We start from the raw sequence: 25,708 nt of genomic DNA on the forward strand, positions 1-25,708 counted from the left end.
TGTTTCAAAAGGATCAAATCATTACTTGAATAACTATGATTTGGGTTATCTGGGTCGCTGGTATTACTTGTAATTTAAAGTAAGATAGGTGAGATCACAGCATTTGACCTAAGAAAAATCATTTGAATCCAAAATTATATTTGCTTTAACTCAATGCTCTTTTTAATCAAAAATTCAGAATTGAATCAATTTCTTCTTCGGTAAGTAAACATTTCTATTTAGTTTCAATGAATGGAAAAAACCAAAAAGAAAATCCTCGTAATCGACATAGGGGGTTCAAATGTAAAAATCCTGGCTACAGGTGCTGAAGAACGTATTAAAATCCCATCTGGAGCTGATTTTAAGCCCGAAGAGATGGTCGAACTCGTGAAAGAAAATGCTTTCCAATGGGAGTATGATATGATCACCATGGGTTTCCCAGGGGTAGTCAAAGAAAATAGAATAGTTTCCGAGCCTGTGAACCTTGGAGAAGGCTGGAGTAAATTTGATTTCCAAGCTGCATTCAACTGCCCAATAAAGTTTATTAACGATGCAGCCATGCAAGCTCTCGGTAGTTATGAGGGTAAAAAGTTGCTTTTTCTAGGTTTTGGCACTGGACTGGGAACTGCGATGGTCATTCACAATTCAATTATCCCTATGGAAGGTGGACACCTACCATTTAAGAAGAAGACGTTTGAAGAGTACGTAGGGAAAGAATACCTTGTCAAAAGCGGTTCAAAAAGGTGGGAGAAAAACGTACAGAAAACAGTTGAATACTTCAAAGCAGCTTTTCAACCAGATGATATTCTTCTGGGAGGAGGAAATTCCAAATTGCTCACCACTATTCCTGAAGGCTGTAGATTGGGAACAAACGAAAATGCATTCAAGGGCGGATTCCGATTCTGGGAAGAGGATTTCAAGCTGTAAATACTAAGTTTAGCCGTTTCATTTTTTAATAAATTAACCTATACCCAAATCTATGAAATCGAGCTTACGTAAGGTAGACTGCTATGAACCAATCACACCTAACGGGAATGATGAATTAGCATGCGAGATTCCATATGGGTTTAGAAAATCAAATAGTAAACACATGAAACAGCTATTTCTGTATGCTTTTGCAATTCTTGTTTTTTCAAGCAGTTGCCAAGAAAAGGAAAAATCCTCCCCCACTTTTCTTGTAGATGACCAAGTCAGAGCAAGGATTGATTCTACCCTTTCAAGCTTTGTGGAAAGTGGAAATATAGCTGGGGTTTCTGCTTTGATTTTTGAGAAAGATCAGGAGGTTTACTACAATGCTTTTGGCTATGCAGATCGGGAAAATCAGGTCAAAATGGAAAGAAACACGATTGTGCAGATCTATTCCATGACCAAACCTATCACTGGAACTGCGTTAATGACACTTTATGAAAAAGGGAAATTTCAATTAGATGATCCCCTCGCGAAACACGCGCCTGAGTTTGCTGGCATGATGGTTTACGATGGAGTGGATGAAAATGGAAACATCAAACTTGTAGCTGCTGATAGACCTGTCACTATTCGAGACATCACGCGCCATACGGCTGGTTTTCCAAATAGAGCAGACATTCCTGGTCTAAGCGATATTCTGGCAGAGAAAGATCCAAGAAGTATTGAGATTGATTTGACAGAAATGGCTAGAAGAATTGGAGAAGTTCCACTTTGGTTTCAGCCAGGAACGCAGTGGGAATACGGTCAATCCGTAGATGTACAGGCTTTTTTGGTAGAGAGAATCTCAGGGATTCCTTACAAAGAATATGTGCAAACGCATGTGCTTGATCCACTTAAAATGAGCAAAACAAGGTATTTCGTTCCTGAAGCCGACAGAATAAAAATGTCTGCATCTTACCGGAGAACTGGCGAAGGTCAGCTGGAACAAATGCCAAATGAAGAAGCCCATAGATTCAATATCAACGAATGGCCACTGTCACCTGGAGGATTTGGATTTACTTCTACCTTGGATGATTACATGACTTTTGCCAGAATGCTGGTTCATAAGGGTGAATTTGGAGGAGCAACAATCCTCAAGCCTGAAACAGTGCAACTGATGAGTTCTAACCAGCTCCCAGATTCGGTAACCGAAAGATCATGGCTTCCAAGCAAAGGAAATGTTGGGTTTGGAATTGATTTCGCCGTGAGAGTGGCACCACCTGCCAGCGCTGATGAGATGAATGGAACTGTGGGTGAATTATTCTGGGATGGCGCAGCCAGTACACTTTTCTGGGTTGACCCCGTGAATGAGATCACTGCCGTGCTTTTCGTCCAGCTTTTTCCATACGATCAAATTAAGCTTCACAAAAAGTTTAAGGATGCCGTGTACGGCAAATACAAGCCCGCAGAATCCAAATAGATTTCCATTAACTTTGTCCCAATCAGAACCATTTTCGCAAAAAATACTGTTCTGATCACATTGTAACCTAATGGACCTTGAATCCATTACTTATTACAGCACATGAAGACAAGACCAAGAGTAGTAGTCGGCCTCTCCGGAGGGGTCGATAGTTCCGTTGCCGCTCACCTACTTATCGAGCAAGGCTACGAAGTCATCGGGATGTTCATGAAGAACTGGCACGATGAATCTGTCACCATTTCCAACGACTGTCCATGGATGGAAGATTCCACCGATGCGATGCTGGTGGCAGAGAAACTAGGAATTCCATTTCAAGCGATTGACCTCAGTGAGGAATACAAGGATAGAATTGTGGATTATATGTTTGCTGAATACAAAGCCGGCAGAACTCCCAATCCAGATATTCTTTGCAATAGAGAGATCAAATTCGATATTTTTCTGAAAGCAGCAGAAAAGCTAAAAGCAGATTTTGTAGCTACTGGACACTATTGCCAAAAAGGTGAAACTATTGGTGCAGATGGCAAAACAGCCTATCAATTGCTTGCAGGGGCCGATCCAAATAAAGATCAGAGTTATTTCCTATGCCAATTGAATCAAAGTCAGTTAGCAAAAGCACTCTTTCCAATCGGGCATATGCAAAAGCCAGATGTACGGATAAAAGCCAAAGAACAGGATCTGATTACTGCAGATAAAAAAGATAGTCAGGGATTATGTTTCATTGGAAAAGTTAGATTGCCTGATTTTCTTCAGCAGCAGTTGAAGCCTAAAAAAGGACAGATTATACAAATCCCTGAAGAGCTTGCTATTTATCAGAATAAGCAAATCCCAGCAGGAATAGCTCCAGAAGATTACGATCAGCAAACGTTGGATGCTATCTCTCTACCTATTCACTATTCACAAAATCAGGGAAAAGTACTTGGAGAGCATAATGGTGCGCACTACTTCACTGTTGGCCAAAGAAAAGGGCTTCATGTGGGAGGAACTGGCAAACCATTATTTGTGATTTCTACGGATACCAGCGAGAATGTGATTTACACAGGTTTGGGAGAAACACATCCTGGATTACTTCGAGATGGACTTTTTGTGAAAACTGACGAGATCCATTGGATACGCGAAGACCTGAAACTTAACATTGGAGAAACCAGAAGATACGAAGCACGCATCCGCTATCGTCAACCGCTCTCTGGAGCTACTTTGATCCAAAAAGAAAATGGCCTCTATGTCATTTTCGATCAGCCTCAGAAAGGCGTGGCTTCAGGCCAGTTTGTGGCCTGGTATGATGGTGAGGAATGTATTGGTTCGGGGACTATATATTAATCAAAACTCAATATCCCATAAAAAAACCCAAGAGATAGCTCTCTTGGGTTTTCCGTTTGTTACTCAATCTATCTATTATTTCTCTTATTGTAGACCTCCATATAGGCATCTAAATATTTTTTATCGTTTGCATCACTATCCCCGTATTTATCTCGGAGTCCTTGTAGTCTCTCATGCATATTCGCTCGAACATCTGCATATTCTGGATCATCGTAGATATTTTTCATTTCCTGAGGGTCAGTTTTTAAATCATACATTTCCCACTCATCGATATCATAATAGAAGTGCATCAACTTATAGCGCTCAGTGGCAACTCCATAATGTCTTTTGACCATGTGCACAGAAGGATATTCGTAATAGGTATAATAAACAGCATCCCGCCATTCCCCACTTTCCCCACTTACGAGTTTTCTGAATGATTCACCTTGCATTTCTTTTGGGATATCCACTCCTGCGTAATCAAGAAATGTTGGAGCAAAATCTAGGTTTTGAACCAATTTATCTATAGTAGTTCCAGGCTTGATTTCTTTAGGATAACGTACCAAAAGCGGAGTTCTGAAGGACTGCTCATACATAAATCGCTTATCAAACCATCCATGTTCTCCTAGATAAAATCCTTGATCTGAAGTGTAAACTACTATTGTGTTTTCTGCCAGTCCATTTGCCTCTAAGTAATCCAAAACCTCACCTACTCCATCGTCTACAGATTTGATGGTTCTCAAATAATCCTTGATGTATCGGTTATACTTCCAATGCGCAATTTCACGTCTTTTCTCTGTAGTGAAAGTTGACTCATCACCCTGTCCAAAAGCCTTTTTGAAAGCCTCATTTTTTGGATCATATGCTGCATTCCATTGTGCCAATTGCTCTGGATTGAATCTGGCTAACTCTTTATCAAAACCAGTACTATCTCCATATGGATCTATTACCATTTTGAAATCATGTCCCCATCCAGCTTCACCGTCGATTTCCATCTCTTGTGTACGAGCAGCAGTTCCTCTACCAGCATAGCCTGTTTCTTGGTCAAAAAAGTTGGCAGGAGGAGTGAAATCTTTATCATCATATAAAGTCAAATACTCAGGAGCTGGTTTCCAATTCCTATGAGGTGCTTTCTGATGATACATCATGACAAAAGGTTTGTCTTTATCACGACCTTGATCCAGCCATTTCAACGCTTCATCGGTCGTAATATCCGTCACATATCCTTCAAACCTTTTCCGTTCTCCATTTACCAAAAAGTCCGGATTGTAATAATTCCCTTGACCGGGCAAAACCATGGAATAATCAAAACCAGTCGGTAAACCGTCCAAGTGAATTTTACCAATTAGAGCAGTTTGATACCCATTAGCCTGAAGTAGTTTTGGGAAATTATCCTGTTCCCAATCGAATGGCTGCACGTTATCTACTTTACCATTGATGAAACTATGCTTACCTGTCAGCAATACCGCACGACTAGGAGCACAAATGGAGTTAGTGACTGTGGCACGTGTGAAAATCGCACCTTCCTTAGCAATACGATCTATATTTGGTGTTTCGTTAAGCCCATGACCATAGGCACTTATTGCCTGATATGCATGATCATCCGCCATAATAAACAGGATGTTAGGTGGTTTTTCATCCTTTTTTTCTTCCACCTTAGTTTCACAACTAATTGCTAAAAAAGCAACTGCAGCAGCAAAGGTGGAAAGCCTAAGTTTATTGAAATTCATGTCTAATAAAGTTTAATTGTTAGTAATTCGCCCTGGTTCACGACGGTTTTTACCCGGGTTGTTCGTGAGATCATCTCCTAAGTCATCGCGAACCTGGTTAGCTAGTTGCATTAGCTCAGCTACGATTTCAGGATTCTCTTTTTGTACATCATATCTTTCTCCAGGATCTCTCCGAAGATCAAATAAAGCCATCTTGATGGTCTCCTGCTTGGTTTTTCCATCTACTCCATCTTTTCCAGGTGCAGAACCTATGTATGTTCTATGCTCATGAGGAAAAATCAATTTCCAGTTACCACGCCTTATTGCTTCCAAAGCATTTTTTTGATAATAGTAATTGAAGGTTTTTCTTGGATTGGCATTTTCTTCATTTCGCATCAATGCCAAAATGCTCACGCCATCTATTTTCTTTTCCGGTAAAGGGACATCAAGAATTTCCGCAAAAGTGGGCAGGAAATCCAGTGTAGAGGCTAACTTATTATTTACAATACCCGCGGGGATTTGGCCTGGCCATCTCATAATACATGGCACTCGTTGACCACCTTCGAAGCTTGTACCTTTACCCTCTCTCAAGCCACCGGCAGATCCTGAGTGATCCCCAAAATTCAACCATGGGCCATTGTCAGAGGTAAAGATTACCAGAGTATTGTCTGTTAATCCATTTTGCTCTAAAGCTTTCATAATTTCACCTACAGACCAATCAATCTCCATTACTACATCTCCATACAATCCCTGCTTACTTTTCCCTTTGAATTTATTGGAAACTGCCAAAGGTACATGCGGCATAGAATGAGGAACGACAAGTAAAAATGGATCCGATTTATTTTCAGAGATGAACCTTACAGCTTCTTCCGTATACCGCGTGGTAAGTTCAGCCTGATCATCAAGATCTTCGATAAAACTATTTATCGTGTCTCCAGCCATAAGTGGCAATTCTGGGAAGCTTGCTTTTCTGGCGTGTGTCTGCTCAGTTGCCAGCTGCATATCATAAGTCCACTTCCACATATCATTGGAATAAGGAAGCCCTACAAACTCATCGAAACCTTGTTGTAAGGGCAAAAAAGGTTGTAAGTGACCAAGATGCCATTTACCAAACAAAGCTGTTTTATAGTTCCCAGCTCTTTTCACCAATTCTGCAATAGTTTCCTCTTCTGGATTCAAACCAATGGTGGCATGCGGATTCAGAGCTCCACTTAATCCCAAACGATTAGGATAAGTGCCAGTAAGAATTCCCGCCCTGGACGCGCTGCACACAGCCTGAGCAACTTCGAAATTCGTGAAGCGCATGCCTTCTGCAGCTAATTTATCAAGATTTGGAGTTTCAAAATCCAAAGCCCCGTAACTGGCTAAGTCTCCATACCCAAGATCATCTGCATAAATCAACACGATATTGGGTTGCAGCTTTTCCTGAGCCTTAGAAATTAACACAGTGAAAAATGCACAGCCTAAACCTAGTATAATACTCTTGTACATAAAGCTCTATTAATGGGTGTGAAAAAATCTGAAAGGGTGATATTTAAACCCTTCCAGAATTGTGGTTTGCTGTTCAATTAATAACCTGGATTCTGCGTTAAGGCTGGATTAAGGTCTATTTCTCGCTGAGGAATTGGCATTAATACCATGTAATCTTTGAGGTTTTGGGCAATTTCCACCTTGTTGCTTTCAGATACACTTGCCTCATAGGCAGCATGCTCTTTCATTCGCTGAATAAATCTACCTGTACGAACCAGATCAAACCATCTATGACCTTCCATAGCTAATTCTTTGTGTCGCTCTTCGTAGATTAATTCACGCAACTCATCAGCCGCTAGGCCGGAAACATTGTGAGAGGTAGAGTTGTATGCCCTTTCCATGATTCGGTTAAGTTGCATAGCAGCAGGCTCTGTCTGTCCAGTCTCAGTCAATGCTTCTGCATACATAAGGATAGCATCAGCATATCTGATTACATGCATATTTGCATCGCTGTTGTTTGGATTAGGCTCATTCTCTTCCCAATATTTCGTGTAGATAGGAATAGTAGAAGTATGGATAGATCCATCTATAAGACTCACGAAATTTGTTCTAAAAGTTCCTGCTTTTCTTTCGTCATCATCTGTGTACCTATCATACAAATCCCGCGTAGGAATATCAGCTTCATTGGAATTAACCAATCCCAAAACAGCAAATCCACCTGGTAAAGAATACTTTGGTCCCTGAAGTACCATGGCACCATTCCCATCTCCTGGAGGGTCCATAAACTCAATACTGAAGACCATCTCTCGACCATTTTCGGTAGCAGGATTCCAATTGTCTCTAAAGTTCTCATGTAGGCCATAGCCATACTCACCTTCATTGTTGATTACCTCGGCCAATTTTGCGGCTGATTTAGAGTAATCCTGCATAGTTAGATAGACTTTGCCGAGCAAAATCTTCGCTGCTCCCTTGGTAGCTCTTCCTATATTATTTGAGCTATAGATACTAGGAAGACTAGATTCTGCGTCTGTCAGATCAGCAATGATTTGCGTGTAAATATCTCTTGTAGGCACTCTAGCTCCTAGTGCATCTTCCACTGATTCTAACTTCAAAATCATAGGAACATCTCCATAGAAACGAACCAAATTGAAGTAATACAAGGCTCTTAGAAACTTCGCTTCTCCTACCAACCGCGCTCTAATTTGCTCATCCATTTCAATGGATGGTATATTGATAATGGCAGTATTTGCTCTCCCAATACCAGAATAACACTGGAGCCACATTTCCCTAGTAAATTGATTCTCTGAAGTATGTCTCAAAAACTCTAGGTTCTGTAGATATTGATTAGGCATTCCCAACCCATTTTTCTCAGTATCAGCAGGCAGTTCATTCAGAATAAACATATTCCGCTCATAGAGCACATATAATTTCTGATAGACTGCTGCCACAGCTGCTTCCGCATCTGATTGACTGCTATAGAAATTAGTGAGGACAAATCTGTCTTCTGGCGACTCTTTTAAGAATTCGCCCATGCATGAAGTCAAACTTACCGTTACGAATAGTATTAGTATGTATTTTATATTTTTCATGATCTGTCTGTTCTTTATTGAATATTCACTTTTGCACCAATCATAAATGTTCTGGACTGTGGATATCCACCGAAATCTTCCCCTAATTGTAGATTAGTAGCGCCACGGTAACTTACCTCTGGATCGTATCCAGTGTAGTTGGTAAATGTGAACATGTTCTGGCCTGTCACATATAATTTAAGCCCACTCAAAACCTTAGATTCCATTTGTGGGAAAGTGTAACCAAATGTCAACGTTTTGATTTTGAGATAGGAACCATCTTGAATAAACACATCACTGAATACAGCAGATCTATTAGTAGTGGCTTTTGGATAGATTTCACTTGGATTAGATGGAGTCCATCTATTCGCCAATTCTGTGTACACATTTTGACCACCAGAAGGAAGCAATAGCTCCATTTCATTATAATTGAAAATATCACCGCCATAAGAGAACTGAGTAAATACATTGACTTCAAAACGCTTATAAGAAAAAGTGTTGGTGAATCCGCCAAAGAAATCAGGATTAGGATCACCTACGATAGCTCTATCATAAGTAGCATTTACGAGTCCGTCGGGAACACCATTTGGACCGCTAATATCCTTGTACCTTCTTCCTCCTACCCAATTGGTTGGCCCCACAGGTCCAGCAGCCAATTCTTCTGTACTTTGAATAATTCCGTCAGACACATAACCGTAGAATAAACCAATAGGCTGTCCTACTATCAGTCTGTGGACTGATCCGGTTTTCAAATGGCCATCATCGGCACCTACATCCTTGTAATCTTCTCCTCCAAGCTCAATAACCTTATTTCTATTGAATGAGATGTTAAATGAGGAAGTCCATTGGAAATTACTGTTTGCAATCACATCAGCTTCTATCATTAATTCTACGCCTTGATTTTGCACGCTTCCTATATTCTGAAGCGATGAAGCAAATCCAGATACATAAGGAACTGCAACATCATAAATCAAATCAGTCGTTTTTTTGAAATAGTAATCTGTTGTGAATCTCAAACGCTCATCAAAAAACCCGAAGTCTAAGCCAAAATCAAATTGCGAAGTTTTTTCCCATTGTAAATTTGGATTAGGGATAGAGTTTGGATAAAAACCAGTTACTAACGCACCACCGATCGTATAAGTAGTATTAGATAACGTAGGAAGTGAATTGTACAATCCTATTTCCTGATTACCTGTGATACCATAACTTACTCTGGCTTTCAAATTAGAGAATGTGTTCATGTTCTTAATGAAATCTTCCTCTGACGCTCTCCATGCTAAAGCTCCAGATGGGAAGAAAGCATACTTGTTATTTTCACCAAATCGAGATGAACCATCAATTCTACCATTTAAAGACAAAAGGTATTTCTCTTTCAGGTTGTAATTGATTCTTCCCAGATAGGAAACCAAGCTCCATTCTGTTTTTGAGGAGGAGGGCTGATTGTAGATAGATCCTGATCCCAGAGAATTTTCCTGCAACACATTGTTCACAAAATCCTGTGAAGAAGCTCCTATACTTTCGAAGAAATTCTTCTGGAATGTAATACCCCCTAGAACCGAAACAGAATTATCATCATTTATCTTTTTATTCCAGTTTAAGGTATTTTCGTTCAGCCAATTGGTAGTGTATCCGCCATTTACTCTGGCTACTGCTACTCCATTTGATTCGAAAATATTAGAAGGAATAAAAGTGTCAAACTTGGTATTAACTAAGTCAGTACCGAAGGACACTTTACCTGTTAGGTTTGGAATAAATTCCCATTCTCCATACACATTTCCAAGTACCCGTAGCATTTTGCTTTCTCTAACCTGCTCTTTTGCCGAAGCCACTGGATTGGCGTAAATAATCCCTGGACTGTTCACCTGAGTATATTCTCCCAATAATTCGTTGGTGTACACAGGTAACACAGGATTAAATTTCATCGCACCTGTTACTACTCCTCCAGCACCGCCAGCATCAGTAGGTACAGCATTTGAATTGGTCTGACTTACGTTCAGGTTTGTGCCTATTTTAAATTTGGTACTGATATTACGGGAAATGTTAACCCTTCCAGAATACCTCTTAAACCCTGAATTGATGATTACTCCTTCTTGATTGAAGTAGTTACCCGAAATTGCATAATTGGTCTTTTTATCTCCTCCGGAAAAGGACAACTGATAATTTTGAATAGGTGCTGATCTAAAAAGCTCATCTTGCCAATCAGTGCCTTTTGGATTAGCTTGAAGTTCAGACATCTTATTGCTGTCGTAAACAGGACTCAAACCATCATTAGTATAGGCCTCGTTGACTAGCGTGGCATAATCAAAAGCATTCATTACGTCAATTTTTTTGACCACACTTTGAACACCGTAATAAGCATCAAAGGAAATCTGGTCCCTGCCTTCTTTCCCACTTTTGGTAGTGATTAGAACTACTCCGTTTGCAGCTCTAGCTCCATAAATAGCCGTAGCTGAAGCATCTTTTAGAATTTCTATGGATTCAATATCCGCTGGATTTATAGTTGACAAACCACTCATTTGAGCATTTCCACCAGTTTCCCCAAATCCAGAACCACTGTACACAGGAAAGCCATCAATCACATAAAGCGGTTCGTTTCCTCCTTGAAGAGAACTGGAACCACGAATTCTAATGGAAGCGACGGCACCTGGCATGCCGGAGGTTTGAGTCACCATCACACCTGAAGCTCGCCCTACTAAACCTTGGTCAATGGAAGTAATAGGAGTTTGTTGAATTTCATCCGCTTTGACCGAAGATACAGCACCCGTCAAATCACTTTTCTTTACCGAACCGTAGCCTACTACAACTACTTCGTTCAAAGAGGATAGATTATCTGTAAGTACTATATTGATTTCGGTTTGATTTCCCACAACCACTTCCTGCGGGTCAAAACCAATGAAAGAAAATATTAGAACTGGATTCTCTAACTCATCAGGAATTACTATTTGATAGGTTCCATCTAAATCTGAAGAAATTCCGATGTTAGTCCCTTTAATTAGTATAGTAGCTCCAGGAAGACTTTCTCCATTTGCTTCGGTGACTTTACCAGTAATTTTTCTTTCCAAATAGTTAGAATTCACTTTTAGGTATTCCACTCCACTGGTATAAGTATCCAGACTTCTATTTTTCGAAAAAACAACTATGTATTTATCCCGTAGTTCTCTAAAATCCGCATCTAATGGAGTTAATAATTCTCTCAATCCTTTTTCCATATCCCCATCGAGTATCGGAAATTCAACCATCTTATCATCCAAAAGATCAGTTCTATATAGGAATGAAATTCCATAATGACCACTAAACTTTTTCATAGCTGATTTGAAAGTCATAGACTTTCTCTTCTCTTTGTTCTGCTCCTCAGAATTTTTTTGATTATAGGAAAGTAGCTCCTGCCCGAAGACCTCAGCTCCACTCCCCACCACCAATAATCCTAGCAGTAAGGTTATTAAGTAATAGTATTTTCTCATAAGTAGGTTATTTTGGTTAGCATAATTATTGGGTTAAATAGTTATTGTTTTACTCGAATTACTGACAGTCACCACATCATTTTCGAGGCTTATTTCCAGTTTTGTAGCAAGCCTTAGTGCTGCTATCAAAATCCGAATTTCATCTGAAGGCACTTTTCCTTCCAACGGAATTTTCTTATCCTCATCATTCTGAAATACCACCTTTTTTCCATAGACAGTGGTTATGATCTGCGCTAGTTCTCCTAGCGTTTTATTATCCAGAAGTATGTATTTATCTTTCCAGGATGTATATTCTTCCGTTAGGACGACCATTTGCAGCATTCGCTTTTTTGAAGCATCATACCCCACATAGTCTCCGGGAACCATCTGAAGGGGTATTTGGACATCTGGAATCATCAGTTGCACTTTTCCTTCTTCGAGCACAACAGATTCATTTCCTTCTCGGTCAATCACGTTAAACCGTGTCCCTAGGACCTCTACTTGTAGGTTTCTCGTCAATACCTGAAACTTGATTCTTTTGCCATCCACTTCCTTTTTGGCTACATCAAAAAATGCCTCGCCTGTAAGACTCACATTCCTATTATTAAAAAATCTCCAACTTATTGGCGAATAACTAATAGAAGAGTTTCCATTTAAAGTGACTGAAGTTCCATCTGGCAAGTGGACAGTAGCAATCTGTCCGTATGAGGTCTCAAAATTATTTTCCTTTAATAACAGGAAGCTACCTACTGTCATCAACAAGACTATAGAAGCAGCAGCATACCAAATCCAGATAGTCTTCCTCGGTTGAATAGGAATTATTGGAGTTGATTTTTTGTCGTCCAATATCCCCTCCATGAGTCGGTTTTTTTGACTTGCAATAAGTTCTTCGGGTAATTTACGCTTGGCGAATTTTATTGAATTCCAGATTTCTGGACCGCCCTGTTTATCTCCGAAAATTGATCTTGATTTTTTCATATTATAAATGACAGAAGGTGGCAATGACCAGACCTTTGATTAGTCCCTTTATAATAGAGAGCTGAATATTGAATTCAGATACTCATCAAAATCGAAAAAAATTACAAATATTTTACTTTTCCCTTTTCAGTGAACAATTAAAGCTGTCAAAACGGCTTTTAAAAAATTTACAATTAATGGATTAGCTCGTAATACTTCATAGGCTCGCTGTAAATTATTTAGTACAGATTGATAGTTAATTCCCTGAACCAAACTAATTTCTTCTACTGATAATTTTTCATAATACCGTAAATACACAGCCTCTTTCTGCCGTGATGGCAGTTGATTAATGGCTTCCAGAATTTTTATTCTACGATTATCATCAATCTCCTTTTCTATCAAAAAATCCTCGTGTGAATATTGAAAAGGAATGTCTGTCAACTCATCTTCATAAGAAAAATTTTGATCCGAATTTAGTTGTATATCCTTAATCAATTTAAAAAGCTTCCTTCTGGAAGATACTAGCAAGTACGCTTTAAGAGACTTGATTTCGCCAATTGATTTTCTAGAATTCCATAGATCAATAAACATATCATGGATGGCATTTTGAACGAGATCCTCCTGAGAATAGAACTTTAATAGATAAAAATATAAATCCTGATAATACTTATCATAGATCACTGACAATGCCTGTCGGTCACTATTTTTAAGTCCAAATATCAGTTCACTTTCTATCATTATAATTTTATCTCCTCTCGTGAGTAGGTATGTCTAACTTTTTTCCTCTACAAATTGCACATAATCCTAAAGAAGAATGATCAATATTGACCTTTGCATTGAGAAAACAAAGGTCAATTGATTCGAAAAATGAATATTTGTAATTGAAAATTACTTTTCAAAAAATTAGTTATTGATCACTAAAGAATAAAGAATTCAGAACATGTGTCTTGACATCCTTTTCGAAGACGAATACCTTATTGCCATCAATAAACCTTCTGGCTTACTAGTACACCGTACTGCAATTGCTGCGGATGAGACTGTTTTTGCTTTGCAGATGCTACGTGATCAGATAGGACAGCACGTTTCACCTGTACATCGCTTGGACAGGCCGACTAGTGGAGTTTTACTTTTCTCCAAGAAGGAAGAAATTCTGCCCTTGCTAAAGGAGCAATTTGCTGATCGATCGATTCAGAAAACCTATTTGGCGATTGTGCGTGGTATTCCTGAAGTTAAATCAGCGATGATTGATCATCCTTTGAAAAGCGAGAGATCCGGAAGAATGCAGGAGTCGCAAACCTCTTATCAGGTGATAGCCGAGGCTGAAATCCCATTTGATACTACAGGAAGATATCCTACGAGCCGCTATAGTTTGTTGGAGTTGAAACCTGAAACAGGTAGAACCCATCAGATTCGTCGTCATTTGGCACATTTGAGGCATTATATCTTGGGAGACAAAAAGCATGGTGACAATAAGCAGAACCAGTTTTTCGAAAAGCAATTCGGTATGGAGAACTTGCTTTTGCATGCAAGAAAACTTGAGTTTAAGCATCCTGTTACATTCGAAACCATCTCAGTGCTGGCTCAACTTCCTTCTCATTTTCAAAAGACCATAACTGATTTGGGCTGGTCAGAACTTCATTTGAAGGAATAAAGCCCATCTTTTCCCAAAATTGAATTAGTTTAGTATGCCTATCCGCTTTTCTGGCACTAAAAAAACAAAATCAAAATCGAATAATTCCACTCTATGTTTTAGGCCACTTCTGTCTGCTGTCTGCGGTCTTCCTACCCATAGAATAAAGAATTGAAACTAACTTGTATCAATGCTGATATTAATAGAATCTAGAACTCACAATTTATAAACCCCATGAAAAAATCACTTTTAGGCCTCGGCCTCTTATTATCTGTGACTTTTGTAGCTGAAGCACAAAAGAAGAAAATTGACAAGAAATTCGATGAGAAAGGAGCGATTTCAGCATTGACCTATTTGGCTTCTGATGAGCTAAAAGGTAGAGATCCTGGCGCCCCTGAGATGGCTCTAGCCTATGATTTTATAGCAAAGCAATTGGAAGCTGCTGGTGCAAAGCCAGTACCCGGAGCTGATGGGTTCTTCCAAAATATTCCTTTCCGTCTTTCATCACCTCCTTCCAAAGGCAAAGTTACTATGGGAGATTCCACCTTCAGCCAGGGTGTAAACCTACTTGTACTTGATGGAGAATCACTAAGTGGGACTTATGAATTGATTGATGTAGGATTTGGTACTCCGGCTGATTTCGAAGGAAAAGATCTGACCGGTAAAATAGCGGTAAGTAGCGTAGGTGCTCCAGACAAAATGGGTCCAGCGGATTTATTCTCTCTGGGTAGTGAAAAAACTGCAAATGCCAAAAAGCAAGGTGCTATAGCTTTAATTGAGCGATTCAACATCCCTTCAATTCCATGGCCTTTGATCGTCAATTACCTGAACCGTGCTCAGATGGGAATTGACAACGGTGAGTCAAGCAAATTGCCTTACATCTGGGTGAAAGATCTCTCGAATGTATTGCCAAAGGAAATAGCTACTGGAAATGCTAAATCGGCAGTTTTGGAGATAGAAGGAAAAACAAACAAGTTAATTGAAGGCAAAAATGTCGTGGCTTGGATCGAGGGAACAGATAAGAACTTGAAAAATGAGTTTGTTATGCTTTCTGCTCACTATGATCACGTAGGAATAGGAACTCCTGACGCCAACGGCGATTCTATTTACAATGGTACCCGTGATAACGCAGTTGGAACTGTAGCCGTTATGAATGCTGCTAAGTTTTTTGCTAAAAACCCACCAAAAAGATCCGTGTTGCTAGCACTTTGGACTGCTGAGGAAAAAGGTCTCCTAGGTAGCCGATACTTTGCAGAGAACCCGCTTATTCCATTGAATCAGATAATTTACAATCTGAACATAGATGGTGCAGGATACAATGATACTTCCATTATTACTGTAATCGGTTTGGGAAGAACAACAGCTGATGACTTGGTGTCTGAGGCTGTTGCTGATTTTGGACTGAAAGCAATTGCTGATCCAGCTCCTGAGCAAGGACTTTACGATAGATCAGATAATGTGAATTTCGCCAAAGAAGGCATCCCTGCCCCTACTTTCAGTCTTGGGTTCACGGCTTTTGATGATGAGATCAACAAATACTATCACAAAGCTGGTGATCATGTGGACTCCATGGATTTGGATTATGTGACGCTTTATTGGAAATCATTTATCCTTGCTGCTCAGAATATTGCCAATACAGCTAACCAACCAATGTGGGTGGCTGGTGATAAGTATGAAGAAGCAGGAAAAAAGCTTTACGGGGATAAGTAGTAAACCTATAACCCGTTTGACTTGTAAGTGGTAAATATTGTTTGAGGTAAAAAGTGAGAGGTAGTAAGTAGAATTGAGGATTTATTCTACTTACTACCTTTTTTGCGTTTAATTGTCTTTACGCTCTTGAATAAGGTTCAGCGATTAAAACTTAAGGTAAACAGGCGATTTGAGGTAATTTTTCGATCCTAGAAAGGAAGTGCTCATTCAACTAATTTACATATATTCACTCTATATATCAGACTATGATTTTAGGATTTCATCCTTCCCTATATATTTTAGTTTATAGAATAAAAATATAAGAAAACTACCTGATCAATGGAGAGGCGCTGTGATTCTTATGGGCTTTTAGTCCTTAATGATGAAGTAAGCAATCCTAGGAACAACAATAATTGACAAGAAAGTCCTGAATGACAGATAAAAACGAACAAATAAATATACTCTCCGGCAAACTCGATCTATTACTAAGGAGACAAACAGATTTCTCAAAAGAAATAGAAATTCTTCGAGAGGAAATCCGCCAACTCAATCCAGAAGCTAAATCGACGGGAGAACTTCACCCTCCCTTGCCCAACCAAGCAATTGCTGGTCAAACGGAAGAAAAGAAACCAACCACGCTTAGGCCAGTGCATTCTATTGCTCAGGAAAACCAAGCAAAATTTCGTCCTTATGTCCCAAAGAAGCAAAGAACTAAATCCGAGATAGAGAAATACATTGGAGAAAATCTGATTAACAAAATCGGGATTGCAATCACCATTATCGGAGTTGCAATTGGTGCGAAATACTCCATCGACCATGAATTAATTAGCCCACTTACTCGGATCATTTTAGGTTATCTGATGGGAATAGGTCTTTTAGGATTTGGCATGAAGCTTAAAGAAAAGTATGAAAACTTCAGTGCCGTACTCGTAAGCGGTGCAATGGCCATCATGTACTTTATCACCTTTTTAGCATATGACCTCTATTCTCTAATTCCGCAGTTAATGACCTTTGGTCTGATGGTAGTATTTACTGCTTTCACAGTGGCAGTAGCCATTAAGTATAATAAACAAGTCATTGCACATATTGGATTAGTTGGAGCTTATGCTGTCCCTTTCTTACTAAGTGATGGCAGCGGAAATGTAGTGGTACTATTAAGCTACATAACCATCATCAATGTTGGAATCCTTGTTTTGTCTTTCAAAAAATATTGGAAACAACTTTATTACGCTTCCTTTGGACTGACGTGGGCCATCTTCTTTATTTGGTATCTTTTTTCCTATGAGTTTGCTGTCCATTATTCTATAGCTTGGATTTTTCTACTGATTTTCTTCTTCACTTTTTACACCACATTTATAGCTTATAAGCTCCTGCATAAAGAAAAATTTGAACTTGGAGACATCATTCTTCTTGTATCAAACTCCTTTATATTCTTTGGATTGGGCTATGATTTACTTGGTACGCATGAGACGGGTCAGCAACTGTTGGGCTTATTTGCGCTTTGTAATGCGATCATCCATTTCGGGATCAGCCTACTCTTTTATAGAAAAAAACTTGCAGACAGTAACTTGTTCTACCTCGTATCTGGACTGGTATTACTCTTTGTTACAATCACTTTTCCAATACAGCTAGATGGCAACTGGGTTACACTTTTATGGGCAGGAGAAGCAGCATTACTATTTTGGATAGGCAAAACAAAAAGAGTGGCAGTCTATGAGAAAATAGCTTATCCACTCATGCTTTTAGCTTTTATAAGCATACTCCAAGACTGGTCGTATCTGTTGAGCTTCTTGTATTATGATGAAAACTATATTACACCTGTACTCAATGTGAATTTCCTGTCCTCCATACTGTTTGTGACAGCTTTTGCATTTATCACCTTTCTCCATCAGAGCAAAACCTACCCTTCTGCATTATCTCCCCAAGGATTGATTTTGAAACTCATATCCTTTGTGATTCCTGGTATTTTGATTCTAAGCTTATATAATGCCTTTCGAAATGAAATAGATTTGTATTGGGCGCAGCTTTTTGATGCATCTACAGTTGTCATTCCTAATGAAGATTATGACGCCAATTATTCAAACTATGATTTATTGAAATTCAAATCAATTTGGATAAACAACTACTCCCTATTCTTTGTCGCTGCTCTGTCCTATATCAACTTCACACGCATCAAAAACTCTAGTTTAGGAATCATAACACTCGGACTGAGTCTCCTGACTATCCTTATTTTCTTGACTCAATCACTTTATGAAATCAGTGAATTGCGTCAATCTTACTTGAGTCAGCACTTGGTAGAATATTACCCTTTAAGATCGTACAACCTCTGGATCAGGTATGTATCATTTGTTTTTGTCGCTTTGGCTATATATGCCGTCCACAAATTTACACTACAGGACTATTTCAGACGAAACATGAATCTAATGCTGGAATCTTTGCTCCATATCTCCATTTTATGGATTCTGAGCAGTGAGCTATTGCACTGGATGGATATCGGTGGCTCTTCGCAGACCTATAAATTAGGGCTTAGCATTTTGTTGGGATCCTATTCACTATTGCTGATTTCACTGGGAATCTGGAAAAAGAAAGCTTACCTGCGAATTGGTGCTATAGCTTTATTTGCCGTTACACTGTTGAAGCTTTTCCTCTATGATATTTCCAATCTAAATACGATCTCAAAAACCATCGTTTTTGTATCCTTGGGAGTTCTACTTCTGATCATTTCATTTCTCTACAACAAGTATAAGCACATTATCTCTGATGACTCTACAGGCTAAACTCTTCACCTTTCTGTTATTCTGGACTTATTCTTTCTCCTATGGGCAACTGGATCAATACAGGTATGCTCGTCAATTAGGTGAGACTTCCCGTGAATGGCATCAGGTTATTTTGCCGGATGAAATTTTCGGAAAAGTTCGAGCAGACTTGTCTGATTTGCGCATTTACGGAATAACGGAAAATAGAGATACCGTAGAAGCTCCTTATCTCCTTCGGCTAAAAATGGATGAGGTTTCTGACACAGAAATAGAATCAAAAATTATCAACGCTGTTCAGAATGAGAATGGATACTATTTTACGTTCCAAGTTAGTTCTGCTGAACCGATCAATCGAATCAACCTGGATTTTGGAGAGGATAATTATGACTGGGACATACAGCTTGAGGGCAGTCACAATCAGCAGGAATGGTTTAGCCTTCTAAAGGATTACCGGATCCTGTCTATCACTAATGACCTAACAGATTTTCATTTTAGTGCACTCACTTTTCCTGCGGCCAGCTATAGCTATTTCCGGCTTCTCATTCCTAGTGACAAAAAGCCTACTTTGAAAAAAGTAGCTCTTGCTAATGAGAAATATCTTGAAGGCACATTTAACGTCTTTTCAATCGCTGAAACAACAACGATCCAAACTAAAAACAAAACTACTGAGATAGAACTCACTTTAGAAAATCCTGTGCCAGTCAGCCGTTTGCGGATCAACGTGAGCGATAGATTTGATTTTTATCGTCCTATTACCGTCTCCTATTTAGTTGATAGTATAGAGACTCAGCAAGGCTGGAAAGAAAACTATCGCACGTTGAAGACAGGAACGTTAAATTCTATAGAAGAAAATGAATTTAGCTTCGAAAGTAGAGTGCTACAAAAGCTAAAAATCACAGTTGAAAACCAAGATAATCAGGTCTTAACTTTTACGGATTTTGAAGTTAAGGGATATGTTCATGAGTTGCTCGTACGGTTCAATCAGCCAGCAGACTATTATCTAGTTTATGGAAATGAGCTTGCATCTAGACCTCGTTATGATCTTGTCCAATTTAATGACAAAATCCCCGAGGATCTCACTGAGTTAAAAGTTGGTGATGAGCGCCAAATTTCAAATAAACAGCTTACCAATGCACAGCCTCTATTCCAAAATATGGCTTGGTTATGGTCAATAATGGCACTTATTATGGTTTTACTAGGATGGTTTACCGTGCGTATGATGCGAAGTAAATGAGATGCTGGAGATTCGATTTACTATGATAAGGAAGCCGCTTGGCTTGTAAAAAGTTAATGTGTAAAGAGGTGAAATGTAAGAGGTAGTAAGCTTAATCCCTAAAGGGATTAAGCTTACTACCTCTTTTGTATTTGTTGAAAACTGGAACTACTATTCCTCAATAATTAAACTAATAGCTTGCGCCTTATTCCAATTGCAGAAAATACAAATAGTCTTCGTATCGTAATCCTATCCGATCACTTTCAATATAAAACCCTTCGCTGGGTGCAGAATCTTGCAGCTTTGGAAGGATGTAAGATTTGATATAATTAGTGGTTTCGAGATCGTAAATATCCAAAACCCGTTGGTCGGGATATTCTTTTTCACCTACATTGGAAATCACGAATAATTTTGAGCCGTATAAGAATGCATCTGCTATTAACTCAGGAGCATTGTCTAGCATTACTCCCCCTCCTAATTCAAGAACTTTGGGATTCTCAAATTCATAGCGATAAGAGCCTACTTTAAGTTCACCGCTTACTGTATTGAAAACAAACCAATGATCAGCAAAGTAGGATGTGTGGACTACGAACTTCCCTTCCTGAAGTAGCTTTCCTTCATATATCATTCCTGAATTTTCTTCATCGAATAATACATTTATCTTTTCGATAGATTCTGATTCTAACCTGTTTAGATCATAATATGAAAAACCGAGCTTAGAACCAGGCAAACTCGCTATCGTGAGTAATAAAGACTCACTAATTGCCACTCCTCTTTCTACAGGAGTCATGAATTTGTGATACAGATAAACCGAATCAGAAAAACCCTGAACTTTATACGCGTGCTTCTGCGTATCAAAAATCCTGATTTTGTCTGAACCTAGTGGTTGAAAGTTCCTCACCATTAGATTTTCGGCTGGACCTTCTCCCCTTGCTCCTAGACTATCAATAATCTTAAAGTTGGTATCATGCTTCAAAATGCTTTTGGAGTAATAATCATAGGAATAGTAATTACCATTCTTATACATTATCCTCCTAAGAGGCAAATCAAGCTCGATACTGTCAATAATTAAAATATCCGAAAATATTCTTTCCGCTGAATCTTCGGAAGGTTTGCAAGAAAATATGGCAGATATCAGTAATAGACAAATGGCCGCCACAATATTGAAAAATTTCACAAAAGTTGGCAAAATGGGTATAAAATAGATTTCAGAAAAACACATTTAACCTCACCAATGAAGGGACTGTATTTTTTACTACTACAATGTCTTAAGATATTCATTTCGGAATTCTTTTCAACAAAACCTGCTGTAAAGAGAGATTTATCAGGAAGTACACGCCAAAAACAAAAACCCCAAAACCAAAAGTTTGAATAGTATCCAATACTCCCAAATATGGACTTCTGAAGATGATTGTAAATCCTAAGGAATAAATAAGAGTTGAAATACCTACTATTACAAAACTTGATTTTAGAATTGAAAAGCCTACTCGTTTGAGTAAACTTTGGAGAGGTATGATTGCAATAAATTGGTAAGGTAAGACTCCAATAAAAAATAGTAAAACCAAGCCTAAATCTGGAATTGCTAAAGCAGCAGAGTTATTCAGCATATCGTAATATTCAGGGTTTTTCACTGAATAAATGAAGGAATCAAGTTTCATAATTCCGTAAACCACAAACGTTCCAAGAATTACAGAAAGAAATGATACCAATAACCTATTCATCATTTCATGGGTCACATTTATCTTGATTCTAAAGTCTTGATACTTGCATCTTAATACTCTCTACCCAAACAACATCCCCGCAATCGTAGCTGTCATCAGACAAGCAAGTGAAGCAGCTAGTAAGGATCTAAGTCCTAATCGGCTTAAGTTTCCTTGTTGGTTCGGAGCGATTATACTGATTCCACCCAATTGAATAGCTATAGAGCTAAAATTAGAAAATCCACAAAGCGCATAAGTAGCGATCACAATGGACTTGGGACTAAGACTTCCCAATTCCTTCATTTCCGAAAGACTCAGATAGGCTACAAATTCGTTGATGACAGTTTTCTGCCCCAGCAAACTACCCACTTGCAATGTATCTGCCCACTCCACTCCGATCACCCAAGCAAATACCCGGAAAACCTGACCGAAAAGATATTCCAAAGAAAAGCCCTGAAACTGGCCTCCTGTGCTATTCACTACAAATTCATTTAGGCCTGTAATATCACCTAGGATTCCCATCAAGAGGTAATTCACAGCGGCTATCACAGCTATAAATGCCAAAAGCATTGCTCCTACATTCAGCGCAAGTTTAAGTCCCTCAGAAGCACCTATCGACATTGCATCAATCAAGTTGACACCCATCGCTTCTTCGTTCACTTCAAGCTTATCTTGCACTCGCTCTTTTTCCACTTCAGGAATAAATATCTTCGACATCACTATAGCCGCAGGTGCATTCATGATACTAGCGCCTAGTAGATAGGCTGCAAATCTACTTTGCTCCTCCAGACTATCGCCACCTAGAAAAGCCACATAACCAGCCAAAACTCCGCCTGCAATTGTCGCCATTCCACCAGTCATCAAGCACATCAATTCAGATTTACTCATCTGAGGGATAAAAGGACGAACCAAAAGCGGGGCTTCTGTTTGGCCCAGAAATATATTTCCAGCAGCAGATAAACTTTCTGGCCCAGAAAGTCTCATCGTTCTAGACATCACCCAAGCAATCCCGAACACGACCTTTTGTAAAACTCCCAAATAATATAGTCCAGCTGATACGGTAGAGAAGAAGATGATAGTTGGAAGCACTTGGAATGCGAAAATGAAACCATAGCTATCTCCTGCTAGATCTCCAAAAATAAACGCGGCCCCATCACGGCTGAAGCTTAGAAACTTCACAAAGCCTCGACTAACCATTGCAAAGCCACTTTCTACGATAGGAACTTGAGTGATCAAAAAGCCAAATACTAGCTGCAATAAAATCCCTATCCCAACTAATCTCCAGTCTATTCTTTTCTTATTGCTTGAAAAAATAAAAGCCACCAAAACGATGACAGCCAGACCAAAAACCCCTCTTAAGTAATCCATTCAATAATTAGTGCATAATAAGGCCTAAAAATAAGGAACGCTTGTTCAGAAAACAATTATGAATTAAGTGGTTGGGGATGAATATTGACAGTTAGAGTTAGAAAGCCGATCAGTAATCAGTCGCAAATTGGAATTTGTTTTAGTCTGTTTCTAAAAAATGCACTGTTTCGGCTAATTCACTTGTGGAGTCCAGCTTCTGAAAAAGAAGGTAAACTATATCCATTACTATGTGTCCCATAACTAGTTTAAGATGATTCCGCTTATTCTTACACTACTTAACCAGCGTTGCGAACTGGGCTATGGTATTTAGGTCTTTCAGCCCTCTCAATTCTGAGGATTCATTGAAGCATCTGATAAGGCTTCAACAGACATTTCCTTTATTGCCTTTGTGACTTTTGGGGTAGAGTATTTTGAACCACAAAAGGAACAAAGGGCATAAAGCTTTCGAATGAGAATTAATCCGAAATGAGAACATTTCTATGTTTTCCTATGTGTCTATGTGGTGAAAAAAATAACCACATAGACACATAGATTTTCGTAGAGCTGAAATTAATAAGACTTCAATAGACATTTCCTTTATTGCCTTAGTGACTTTTAGGGTAGAGATTTTGGAACCACATAAGGAACACAGAGCATAAAGCTGACTCGGCCTAGATTTTCGATCATTGTAGACCAACGATATCTTGGTTCAAGTATCCAGACTTGGACCCACTCTCAATGCAGTCTCCTGACTGCAAGGATTTCCAAGGCACAAGCCTAAATGTTTACATCTATCAGAGAAATTGAATTCTTTAAACGGAGATGAAGAAGTAATTAGGGGCCAATGCATGTGCTTAGAAAGCTACATAAAACAAATCTATATGCCTTAGTGAGACACTCACACTGCGTTCTGGAAGTCTGAAGACTACATTTATTCAAGTCCAAGTCATGAGACTTGAACTAAATCAAGTCATAAAAAAAGCCCGAGATAGTCTCGGGCTTTAGCATGTATTAGTTTCTTTTATTGATTTCATCGCGAATACGAGCGGCTCGCTCATAATCCTCATTGTTTATCGCTTTGTCAAGCATCTGATTGAGCTTGTCCAAACTGAAATCCTTCAAAGAAGGCTCTTTTTTAGTTGTGAATTTTTGTGATGAAGGTGTAGGTTCCTTCTTGTCCTCCTTTTTTTCTACTTCATAATGCTCTACCGCCCCTTCGGACATCGCTTTTTCAGTACAGTAAACAGGACTTCCAAATCGTATCGCTATCGCTATCGCATCAGAAGGTCGTGCATCTACATCAGATTCTATTTGGTCGCTTTTACACTGAATTTTAGCGTAATAGACTCCTTCCTTCATATCTGTGATGACGATTCTTTCAATGTCAAAATTGAACCCAGTTGCAAATGACTTAAACAAATCATGCGTCATGGGACGATTTGGAACAATCTTTTCGATCTCCAAAGCTATCGCTTGAGCTTCAAACATGCCGATCACAATCGGTAAACGTCTAGCTCCACCAACTTCCCCTAACACCAAGGTAAATGACCCTGACTGGGAATGGTTGGACGAGAGTCCTAAAATCTCGAGTTCTATGAGTTTTTCCACAAAAATTTATAATTCAGCTTTAAATGCTTCGTTCAATTTGGGTACAACCTCAAATGCATCTCCTACGATTCCGTAATCTGCAGCTTTGAAAAAAGGCGCATCTGGGTCTTTATTAATGACCACGATACACTTTGAAGAGTTGACTCCTGCAAGATGTTGAATAGCTCCTGAAATTCCTATCGCTATGTATAAAGTTGGCGCGACTTTTACACCAGTTTGACCCACATGCTCATGATGAGGTCTCCATCCAAGGTCAGAAACTGGCTTAGAACATGCCGTAGCTGCTCCTAATATTTTCGCCATTTCTTCTACCATTCCCCAGTTTTCCGGGCCTTTCAATCCTCGACCACCTGATACTACGATATCAGCTTCTGGAAGCAAGACATCTCCAGTTGCACGCTCAGTAGAAGTGATTTTAGAAGCAAAATCGGCATCATCCAGCGCTACATCGAAGTTTTCTACTTGCGCATCGGCACCATCAAGCTTCAGATCAATTGCATTCTTCTTAACTGCAAGAATTTTATTTTCAGTAGTTACCGTAGTTTCTGCGAAAGCTTTTCCTGTGTAAATACTTCTCTTCACTATATAAGCACCATCAGTTTTTGGCAACTCGACTACGTTGGAAACCAAACCAGCATTCAGTTTGATTGCAAGTCTAGCAGCAACCGCATCTCCTAAGGAAGATTTCGCCAACACCAAGGTCTTCGCTCCGATTTGATTGAAAGCCTGAGCTACTGCTGAAGCATGTGCTTGAATCACACCTGCATCTAGTTTGCTATCTGCACCGTGAAGTACTTTTGCAGCACCAGCTTTCCCTATTGCAGCTAATTCTTCGGCACCAATAGTACCAAGAGCTACTGCAACTACATCTCCCTCACCAGTTTGTCCAGCTAAAGCATTTGCAAAAGAGACTGCCTCAAGGCTGGTCTTTTTCACCTTTCCCTCGGCTTGTTCTATATATACTAAAATTGACATAATATC

Annotated in this window: 18 protein-coding genes; 7 read left to right on the forward strand and 11 right to left on the reverse strand. The window is 39.2% G+C overall.

Going from position 1 to position 25,708, the window contains the following annotated elements:
* Positions 1 to 231: 231 nt before the first annotated feature.
* The 3 genes from BM291_RS06900 (at position 232) to mnmA (ending at position 3,661) form a co-directional block, all read left to right on the forward strand.
* The gene (locus tag BM291_RS06900; RefSeq protein WP_092895665.1) at positions 232 to 906 is read left to right on the forward strand and encodes an ROK family protein; all 675 of its coding nucleotides are present in this window, start codon (positions 232 to 234) and stop codon (positions 904 to 906) included.
* Positions 907 to 1,069: 163 nt separating this feature from the next.
* On the forward strand, positions 1,070 to 2,344 hold the full coding sequence (locus BM291_RS06905; RefSeq protein WP_092895958.1) for a serine hydrolase domain-containing protein: 1,275 nt from the start codon (positions 1,070 to 1,072) through the stop codon (positions 2,342 to 2,344).
* A gap of 102 nt (positions 2,345 to 2,446) precedes the next feature.
* Positions 2,447 to 3,661 carry a tRNA 2-thiouridine(34) synthase MnmA gene (mnmA, locus tag BM291_RS06910; protein ID WP_092895667.1) on the forward strand — a complete coding sequence of 405 codons (1,215 nt, stop codon included), beginning with the start codon at positions 2,447 to 2,449 and terminating at the stop codon, positions 3,659 to 3,661.
* Between the two features lie 68 nt (positions 3,662 to 3,729).
* Here mnmA and BM291_RS06915 read toward each other — a convergent pair whose 3' ends face one another.
* The 6 genes from BM291_RS06915 to BM291_RS06940 form a co-directional block, all read right to left on the reverse strand.
* Positions 3,730 to 5,370: a sulfatase family protein gene (locus BM291_RS06915; protein ID WP_092895669.1), complete on the reverse strand. Its 1,641-nt coding sequence runs from the start codon at positions 5,368 to 5,370 to the stop codon at positions 3,730 to 3,732.
* A gap of 12 nt (positions 5,371 to 5,382) precedes the next feature.
* Positions 5,383 to 6,840 carry a sulfatase family protein gene (locus BM291_RS06920; RefSeq protein WP_092895671.1) on the reverse strand — a complete coding sequence of 486 codons (1,458 nt, stop codon included), beginning with the start codon at positions 6,838 to 6,840 and terminating at the stop codon, positions 5,383 to 5,385.
* 77 nt (positions 6,841 to 6,917) lie between these two features.
* Positions 6,918 to 8,408: a RagB/SusD family nutrient uptake outer membrane protein gene (locus BM291_RS06925; RefSeq protein WP_092895673.1), complete on the reverse strand. Its 1,491-nt coding sequence runs from the start codon at positions 8,406 to 8,408 to the stop codon at positions 6,918 to 6,920.
* Positions 8,409 to 8,422: 14 nt separating this feature from the next.
* Complete coding sequence (locus BM291_RS06930) at positions 8,423 to 11,848, reverse strand: SusC/RagA family TonB-linked outer membrane protein (RefSeq protein WP_092895675.1); 3,426 nt, start codon at positions 11,846 to 11,848, stop codon at positions 8,423 to 8,425.
* Positions 11,849 to 11,881: 33 nt separating this feature from the next.
* Positions 11,882 to 12,805, reverse strand: a complete 924-nt coding sequence (locus tag BM291_RS06935) for a FecR family protein (RefSeq protein WP_245786793.1) — start codon at positions 12,803 to 12,805, stop codon at positions 11,882 to 11,884.
* Positions 12,806 to 12,931: 126 nt separating this feature from the next.
* Entirely contained in the window at positions 12,932 to 13,522 is a 591-nt protein-coding gene (locus BM291_RS06940; RefSeq protein ID WP_245786794.1) for an RNA polymerase sigma factor, read from the reverse strand.
* 202 nt (positions 13,523 to 13,724) lie between these two features.
* On the opposite strand from BM291_RS06940, the gene BM291_RS06945 reads away from it, so the two are divergent.
* The 4 genes from BM291_RS06945 (at position 13,725) to BM291_RS06960 (ending at position 20,093) form a co-directional block, all read left to right on the forward strand.
* On the forward strand, positions 13,725 to 14,435 hold the full coding sequence (locus tag BM291_RS06945) for a pseudouridine synthase (protein ID WP_092895679.1): 711 nt from the start codon (positions 13,725 to 13,727) through the stop codon (positions 14,433 to 14,435).
* 213 nt (positions 14,436 to 14,648) lie between these two features.
* Positions 14,649 to 16,124: a M28 family peptidase gene (locus tag BM291_RS06950; RefSeq protein ID WP_092895681.1), complete on the forward strand. Its 1,476-nt coding sequence runs from the start codon at positions 14,649 to 14,651 to the stop codon at positions 16,122 to 16,124.
* A 410-nt stretch (positions 16,125 to 16,534) separates the two neighbouring features.
* A complete protein-coding gene (locus BM291_RS06955) occupies positions 16,535 to 18,880 on the forward strand; it encodes a DUF2339 domain-containing protein (protein ID WP_092895683.1) in 2,346 nt (781 codons plus the stop codon).
* On the forward strand, positions 18,864 to 20,093 hold the full coding sequence (locus BM291_RS06960; RefSeq protein WP_092895685.1) for a DUF3999 family protein: 1,230 nt from the start codon (positions 18,864 to 18,866) through the stop codon (positions 20,091 to 20,093). The genes BM291_RS06955 and BM291_RS06960 overlap by 17 nt, the downstream gene beginning before the upstream one ends.
* Positions 20,094 to 20,277: 184 nt before the next feature.
* On the opposite strand, the gene BM291_RS06965 is transcribed toward BM291_RS06960, so the two are convergent.
* The 5 genes from BM291_RS06965 to BM291_RS06985 all read right to left on the reverse strand — a co-directional run bounded on the left by BM291_RS06965 (position 20,278) and on the right by BM291_RS06985 (position 25,702).
* Positions 20,278 to 21,249 carry a hypothetical protein gene (locus BM291_RS06965; protein ID WP_139229057.1) on the reverse strand — a complete coding sequence of 324 codons (972 nt, stop codon included), beginning with the start codon at positions 21,247 to 21,249 and terminating at the stop codon, positions 20,278 to 20,280.
* Between the two features lie 100 nt (positions 21,250 to 21,349).
* Positions 21,350 to 21,796 carry a hypothetical protein gene (locus tag BM291_RS06970; RefSeq protein WP_092895689.1) on the reverse strand — a complete coding sequence of 149 codons (447 nt, stop codon included), beginning with the start codon at positions 21,794 to 21,796 and terminating at the stop codon, positions 21,350 to 21,352.
* 57 nt (positions 21,797 to 21,853) lie between these two features.
* Complete coding sequence (locus BM291_RS06975; RefSeq protein WP_092895691.1) at positions 21,854 to 23,140, reverse strand: NupC/NupG family nucleoside CNT transporter; 1,287 nt, start codon at positions 23,138 to 23,140, stop codon at positions 21,854 to 21,856.
* 990 nt (positions 23,141 to 24,130) lie between these two features.
* A complete protein-coding gene (locus tag BM291_RS06980) occupies positions 24,131 to 24,727 on the reverse strand; it encodes a bifunctional nuclease family protein (protein WP_092895693.1) in 597 nt (198 codons plus the stop codon).
* Between the two features lie 6 nt (positions 24,728 to 24,733).
* On the reverse strand, positions 24,734 to 25,702 hold the full coding sequence (locus BM291_RS06985; protein WP_092895695.1) for an electron transfer flavoprotein subunit alpha/FixB family protein: 969 nt from the start codon (positions 25,700 to 25,702) through the stop codon (positions 24,734 to 24,736).
* Positions 25,703 to 25,708: the final 6 nt, after the last annotated feature.

Source organism: Algoriphagus aquimarinus, from assembly GCF_900112005.1.
GTDB classification, from domain to species: Bacteria; Bacteroidota; Bacteroidia; order Cytophagales; family Cyclobacteriaceae; genus Algoriphagus; species Algoriphagus aquimarinus.

Coding starts and splice junctions, on each gene's coding strand:
- BM291_RS06900 (WP_092895665.1), top strand. CDS start 232: ATGGAAAAAACCAAAAAGAAAATCCTCGTAATCGACATAGGGGGTTCA.
- BM291_RS06905 (WP_092895958.1), top strand. CDS start 1,070: ATGAAACAGCTATTTCTGTATGCTTTTGCAATTCTTGTTTTTTCAAGC.
- mnmA (WP_092895667.1), top strand. CDS start 2,447: ATGAAGACAAGACCAAGAGTAGTAGTCGGCCTCTCCGGAGGGGTCGAT.
- BM291_RS06915 (WP_092895669.1), bottom strand. CDS start 5,370: ATGAATTTCAATAAACTTAGGCTTTCCACCTTTGCTGCTGCAGTTGCT.
- BM291_RS06920 (WP_092895671.1), bottom strand. CDS start 6,840: ATGTACAAGAGTATTATACTAGGTTTAGGCTGTGCATTTTTCACTGTG.
- BM291_RS06925 (WP_092895673.1), bottom strand. CDS start 8,408: ATGAAAAATATAAAATACATACTAATACTATTCGTAACGGTAAGTTTG.
- BM291_RS06930 (WP_092895675.1), bottom strand. CDS start 11,848: ATGAGAAAATACTATTACTTAATAACCTTACTGCTAGGATTATTGGTG.
- BM291_RS06935 (WP_245786793.1), bottom strand. CDS start 12,805: ATGAAAAAATCAAGATCAATTTTCGGAGATAAACAGGGCGGTCCAGAA.
- BM291_RS06940 (WP_245786794.1), bottom strand. CDS start 13,522: ATGATAGAAAGTGAACTGATATTTGGACTTAAAAATAGTGACCGACAG.
- BM291_RS06945 (WP_092895679.1), top strand. CDS start 13,725: ATGTGTCTTGACATCCTTTTCGAAGACGAATACCTTATTGCCATCAAT.
- BM291_RS06950 (WP_092895681.1), top strand. CDS start 14,649: ATGAAAAAATCACTTTTAGGCCTCGGCCTCTTATTATCTGTGACTTTT.
- BM291_RS06955 (WP_092895683.1), top strand. CDS start 16,535: ATGACAGATAAAAACGAACAAATAAATATACTCTCCGGCAAACTCGAT.
- BM291_RS06960 (WP_092895685.1), top strand. CDS start 18,864: ATGACTCTACAGGCTAAACTCTTCACCTTTCTGTTATTCTGGACTTAT.
- BM291_RS06970 (WP_092895689.1), bottom strand. CDS start 21,796: ATGATGAATAGGTTATTGGTATCATTTCTTTCTGTAATTCTTGGAACG.
- BM291_RS06975 (WP_092895691.1), bottom strand. CDS start 23,140: ATGGATTACTTAAGAGGGGTTTTTGGTCTGGCTGTCATCGTTTTGGTG.
- BM291_RS06985 (WP_092895695.1), bottom strand. CDS start 25,702: ATGTCAATTTTAGTATATATAGAACAAGCCGAGGGAAAGGTGAAAAAG.